Below are 1732 nucleotides of genomic sequence, written 5' to 3'. Positions count from 1 at the left end.
AGACGAAATGGGAAACGGGTTAATATTCCCGTGCTATCATACACTCAAAGCTGACGCCCTGGGGTCGACCAAGCTGGGCTATCGCCCAGTCGAACCGTCCAACTCCGTGGAAGCCGTAACGGCACGAAGCGGACGAACGGCGGGATAGAGAAATTTGGTTCAACCTGGGGCCCGTGAAAAGGCGAGTATGATATCCGTACCGAGAACCGACACAGGTGTCCATGGCGGCGAAAGCCAAGGCCTGTCGGGAGCAACCGACGTTAGGGAATTCGGCAAGTTAGTCCCGTACCTTCGGAATAAGGGATGCCTGCTCCGGAACGGAGCAGGTCGCAGTGACTCGGAAGCTCGGACTGTCTAGTAACAACACAGGTGACTGCAAATCCGCAAGGACTCGTACAGTCACTGAATCCTGCCCAGTGCAGGTATCTGAACACCTCGTACAAGAGGACGAAGGACCTGTCAACGGCGGGGGTAACTATGACCCTCTTAAGGTAGCGTAGTACCTTGCCGCATCAGTAGCGGCTTGCATGAATGGATTAACCAGAGCTTCACTGTCCCAACGTTGGGCCCGGTGAACTGTACATTCCAGTGCGGAGTCTGGAGACACCCAGGGGGAAGCGAAGACCCTATGGAGCTTTACTGCAGGCTGTCGCTGAGACGTGGTCGCCGATGTGCAGCATAGGTAGGAGACATTACACAGGTACCCGCGCTAGCGGGCCACCGAGTCAACAGTGAAATACTACCCGTCGGTGACTGCGACTCTCACTCCGGGAGGAGGACACCGGTAGCCGGGCAGTTTGACTGGGGCGGTACGCGCTCGAAAAGATATCGAGCGCGCCCTAAGGTCATCTCAGCCGGGACAGAGACCCGGCGAAGAGTGCAAGAGCAAAAGATGACTTGACAGTGTTCTTCCCAACGAGGAACGCTGACGCGAAAGCGTGGTCTAGCGAACCAATTAGCCTGCTTGATGCGGGCAATTGATGACAGAAAAGCTACCCTAGGGATAACAGAGTCGTCACTCGCAAGAGCACATATCGACCGAGTGGCTTGCTACCTCGATGTCGGTTCCCTCCATCCTGCCCGTGCAGAAGCGGGCAAGGGTGAGGTTGTTCGCCTATTAAAGGAGGTCGTGAGCTGGGTTTAGACCGTCGTGAGACAGGTCGGCTGCTATCTACTGGGTGTGTTATGGTGTCTGACAAGAACGATCGTATAGTACGAGAGGAACTACGATTGGCTGCCACTGGTGTACCGGTTGTCCGAGAGGGCACGTGCCGGGTAGCCACGCAGCACGGGGTAAGAGCTGAACGCATCTAAGCTCGAAACCCACTTGGAAAAGAGACACCGCCGAGAGTCCGCGTAGAAGACGCGGTCGATAGACTCGGGGTGTGCGCGTCGAGGTAACGAGACGTTCAGCCCACGAGCACTAACAACTCGAAGCCATCATTCATACGCACTGTGACTCGCAGTTCAGCGCATTGACGCTGACTGAACGAGTCCAGGCGCAAACTGGATCGCACGTACTTTGTTCGACCCTATCCGAGTCTGGTGTAGCCATCGCGGTTCGATTCCGCGACTCGGCGTTAGGCGGCCATAGCGGTGAGGTTGCCTCCCGTACCCATCCCGAACACGGAAGATAAGCTCACCAGCGTTTCGGTGAGTACTGGAGTGCGCGAGCCTCTGGGAAATCCGATTCGCCGCCACCATTCATACCTACTTTCAGCCTTCCGGAGAG

The 1732-nt window shown here is 56.5% G+C and carries 2 rRNA genes (1 of these 2 cut by a window edge); both read left to right on the top strand.

The annotated features are described in order from the left end of the window. Positions 1-1447: ribosomal RNA gene (locus NDI86_RS22060) — 23S ribosomal RNA — on the top strand (its annotated part extends 1305 nt beyond the left edge of the window); the annotation flags it as partial. A gap of 133 nt (positions 1448-1580) precedes the next feature. Further along, positions 1581-1703 (top strand): 5S ribosomal RNA (gene rrf / locus NDI86_RS22055). The last annotated feature ends 29 nt before the right edge of the window (positions 1704-1732 follow it).

The organism is Haloarcula onubensis (assembly GCF_031624605.1).
Classification (GTDB): domain Archaea; phylum Halobacteriota; class Halobacteria; order Halobacteriales; family Haloarculaceae; genus Haloarcula; species Haloarcula onubensis.
The sequence above is the reverse complement of the archived record's forward strand: the minus strand, read 5'-3'. Positions and strand labels throughout refer to the sequence as shown.